Source organism: Kribbella sp. (assembly GCF_035687465.1).
GTDB lineage: Bacteria > Actinomycetota > Actinomycetes > Propionibacteriales > Kribbellaceae > Kribbella.
Genome location: NZ_DASRXP010000054.1, coordinates 1 through 4042, shown reverse-complemented (window position 1 = coordinate 4042; position 4042 = coordinate 1). Strand labels below are relative to the sequence as shown.

Annotated in this window: 2 protein-coding genes and 1 pseudogene; 2 read left to right on the top strand and 1 reads right to left on the bottom strand. The window is 63.3% G+C overall.

The genetic code is table 11. From position 1 onward, the window contains the following. The first annotated feature begins 90 nt into the window (after positions 1-90). Both VFG33_RS02825 and VFG33_RS02820 read left to right on the top strand, forming a co-directional pair. Positions 91-1002, top strand: coding sequence for a MerR family transcriptional regulator (locus VFG33_RS02825; protein ID WP_325022039.1), 912 nt, complete (start codon positions 91-93; stop codon positions 1000-1002). Between the two features lie 114 nt (positions 1003-1116). After that, positions 1117-1320 (top strand): annotated as a pseudogene (locus tag VFG33_RS02820) (integrase core domain-containing protein); the annotation flags it as partial. 159 nt (positions 1321-1479) lie between these two features. On the opposite strand, the gene ltrA reads toward VFG33_RS02820, so the two are convergent. Beyond that, positions 1480-2949: a group II intron reverse transcriptase/maturase gene (gene ltrA, locus VFG33_RS02815; protein ID WP_325022037.1), complete on the bottom strand. Its 1470-nt coding sequence runs from the start codon at positions 2947-2949 to the stop codon at positions 1480-1482. Positions 2950-4042 lie beyond the last annotated feature (1093 nt).

Below are 4042 nucleotides of genomic sequence, written 5' to 3'. Positions count from 1 at the left end.
GCGGGGCGGTGTGTACAGGGTTGCACCTTCCGTAGCGGCATGTGGTCCAGTGGACTTACGTCCCGATCCCTTGAGGAAAGGTCCCTGCTCATGCATTCGTCTTTCATGCCACCCCGCCAGGTCAAGATCGGTGACGCGGCGGCCTTCGCCGGCAGCACGCCACGGGCGATTCGCCATTACCACGAGATCGGCCTGCTCCCCGAGCCTGAGCGGGGCGGTGATGACCGCCGCCGCTACGGGTACGAGGACATGATCCGCCTGCTGTGGATTCGCAAGATGGCCAACGCCGGGATCGCCCTGGACGACATCCGTGACGCCTTTACCACCGGCATGGCTTCCGCCGGTGCGGACAGCGGAGACGGTATCGCGGGCATCCTGGAGCGGTTGGAGGAAACCCTCGCCGAGCAGGAGGCGGAATTGCGGCGGCAGCGGACCGCCGTGCAGCGGATGCGCACCGAAGGCAGCCGGATGGGCCTGCTCTCCGACTTCGTCACCGAACGCCTCAAGAGCCTGCCCGAAGGCTCCCTGCGTCAGGCGGACCTGGACAGTCTGCTGGTCACTGAGCGGATCTTCGGCCCGCTCGGCGCGGCCGTCCAGGCCACCCGCTTCGTCGTCCTGGCCACGCATCCCACTCTGCGGGAGGATTCCGACCGCATCGATGACGCCGAGGAGGCACTCGATAACAGCGTCGCCGTCGATGATCCACGGGTGGCTCAAGTGGCCGTCGAGCGGCGCGCCTTCGAAAGCGCCCTGCAGGCCGTCATCGAGGAGTCCGGCCTGGGTAAGGACGACGATGCCCTCTGCGACGCCTGGGACACTTTGCACTCTGCTACCGCCGATGACGGCAAGGACGAGGCCGACCTCAGCTCTGGCAGGCGGGAGGCTGACTCCATGAGCGCGTTCGAAGCCATCGGCAAGATGCCCTACGACTTCTCCCCAGCCCGCCTGCGCTGTATGGAACTGGCCGAAGAGCTATCCGCCCAAGACTCACCCGCTACCTAAAACACGACCTAAGCCCAAACAACGTTTCGCGACGACGCGCCCGCCGTCAACCGAACGCCCTCCCGAAGGGTGCGGCCTGGCTGCGTTCGTTCGCCAGGGTTTCCGGACCTATGCGTCGCGACGCTGCTGGCGGACCTGGGTGTCACGCGGTCGCATTCGCGGCCGCACGTGTCCAACGACAACCCCTACAGCGAGGCCCAGTTCAAGACGTTGAAGTACTGCCCGGCGTTCCCCGGCCGGTTCGGGTCGATCGCTGATGCCCGCGCGTTCAGCCGACGGTTTTTCCAGTACTACAACCACGAACGAACCACCGAAGGACAACGAGGAGGCAGAACACGAAACAGAACAAGCAGCCTGAACTGTCGCTGAGTAGGCCCGGGGCGCGGTACCGACATTGCTGCCGACCCGTTTCCCCAGACCCCTCGCCGAACCCGCCGTGCGCCTCTCAACGCAACGGGCTCTCCACGGTTCCTGCCGTCAGACCTGTTCGAGAAACAGAAACGGAGTAGGGATCTTGCCTCCTCGGTAGCGGTACCGGGTGACCGGGACCGCTGCGATCGGACGGCGTTCGGACTCGCCCGCTGCAATCGGCAGCCAGTGCCCTTCCGGGGTAACAAACCTCCGGCGGACGTCCCCCCACTTCCAGCGGAACCGGTGCGTCAGCATCCGGATCAGCCGCCACCACGTGAAACTGTCCAGCATGCTGAACACATTCTTCGCGATGGCATAACGGAAGTAGTTTGCCCACCCGTGCATAATCGAATTCAGCCGACCAAGCACGTACTCCAAATCCATCTGCGACAACCTGTGGGTCAGTGCACGAATCTTCATCTTCACCGACCTGATCGGCCGATCACCGATGAACGTGTACACATACCACTTGTTCGTGCCCTTCTTACGGCGCCACTGGATGCGGAACCCCAGAAAGTCGAACCCCTCACTCATGTGCACGACCCGGGTCTTGGCCGGTGACAGCCTCAACCCCATCGGTGCCAGCACCCGCGCGACGTCCTCACGCACCACCTCGGTGTCCGATTCGGTGCCGTGCACCACAACGACAAAATCGTCGCAATAGCGCACGATCCTCCAATTCGGCATCCCCTTGGCACGGCGTTTCTCCCGCCGCGGACTGGTCGACATCGCCCCGCCCGACTTCCACGGCCCGTGCAGGTGCTCATCGAGCACCGACAGGGCAATATTCGCCAGCAACGGCGAGAGGATGCCACCTTGCGGCGTTCCGGTGTGAGTGTTCTGTAGTTCGCCGAGTTCCGTGAGGAGCCCGGCTTTCAGGAACGACTTCACCAACCCCAGCACACGTTTATCCTTGATCCTGGCGCGGACGCGGTTCATCAAGGCCGTGTGATCGATCTCGTCGAAACACGCCTGAATGTCGGCATCCAGCACCCACCTGTAACCCACCGAACCGAACAGGTGAATCTCGGCAATCGCATCCTGAGCCCGCCGCTTGGGTCGGAACCCGTACGAGACCGGCTCGAAATCGGCCTCGAAAATGGGTTCCAGCACCAGTTTAAGTGCTGCCTGGACGACCCGGTCGGCGATCACGGGAATACCGAGTCGCCGCAATTTCCCGGACCCGCCCGGTTTCGGGATCTTGCGTTCCCGCACCGGCAGCGGACGGAATATCCCGTCCTTGATCGAGTCCCGCAGGCCGTCCAGGAACGCAGGCACGCCGATGCCGCCTTCCAGCGTGCGGACCGTTACAGCGTCCACACCTGGAGTATTCGCACCCTTGTTACCCGCGACCCGGTCAAACGCCACACTCAGCGTCGCCGGGTCATGAACGAGATTGAACAGGTCGTCGAACCTGCGGCCGGGATCGGCCACAGCCCAACGGTGAAGCTTGGCTTGCATCCACGCTACCTTCGACCGCGACCCAACCGGGTCCTGCTCGAAAGCGCCACCATTCAGCGGCGCGTCTTGCGTCATTGCAACCTCCAGTCCTTCTCGAAACCGCTGCCGCCCTTCCCCGTGTGACCGGCTTTCCCGGACTCTGAGTACTACGGCGACTCCGCCCCACCCGCGCCGTTCAGCGGTCGATGCGCCTATCCCGATCAGCAGACTGGTGATCTACCTACCGGGATCTGGCGCGGGCGGTTCCCACGTTCACTGCAATCCGCTCAGCGAAGGAGGAGCCCGACTGTGTCCCAGCAGCATCGCCACGAGTACGCCGCAGGCTTTCCTCGTGGCCTCCCCGCGCGGCAAATGAAGACCTCACGGAAAGTTCCCGCCAGCAAAAGAAACAAAAAAAACAGCGGGACGCACTGCGACCGGCCCAGATCCGCCAGGTTTCGAGCCGGTGTCAAGGTTGAAGGACGTAACAACGCCGGTTCCTCGCGTACTCCTCTTCGCCATCGCTCCCCAGGCCTACGCCATCTGGCAGTGCTGACGCACCCCGGGTTTGTCAGGGCTGCTTCCCACCCTCCCCGGCACCACCCGGATCAGACTGCCCTCAGCTTCGTCACCCTGCTGCGACAGGACAACGGCGCAGGTCTCTCACCTCCACACGAACTTGCAGCGCCTCGTGGCGCAATCATCCGCCTTGACAACTTCCGGGTCGCCGGCACCGCGCTGCGGAAGGTGGTGATGTCAATCATGCTGTGGCTGTCGGTGCACGTGCGAAGTTGGCGTAAAGATCACCTGGGTCGACCTCAGCTTGACGTGTCCGTAGATCAGTCCTTACCGTCGGCGACGACGTAGCCACGTGTGGCCCGTGCCGTGGCTGTTATGTGTGCACCCCTTGGGGTTGGTGCCGCTCGTAGCTGTGAAGGCCGTGATGGCATGCTGAGGGCGAGTAGCGACGTTCCTGCAGACGCTAGACCGCTTGACTAACTTCCTGCGTGTGAAGTGGTTGAGCTGCTCTAGCCAACGCAGTGACAGTGGAGGGCTCTGCGTTGTTCTCAACTGCGCAAACGGGCACTCCGGCTGCGTGAAGGTGCACGATCGGGGTTGTTTTGGGCGTTAGTGTCACCGCGTGCGCGCTAGCCGTGTTGACACGTGCGAAAATCGCACGATGATAGAG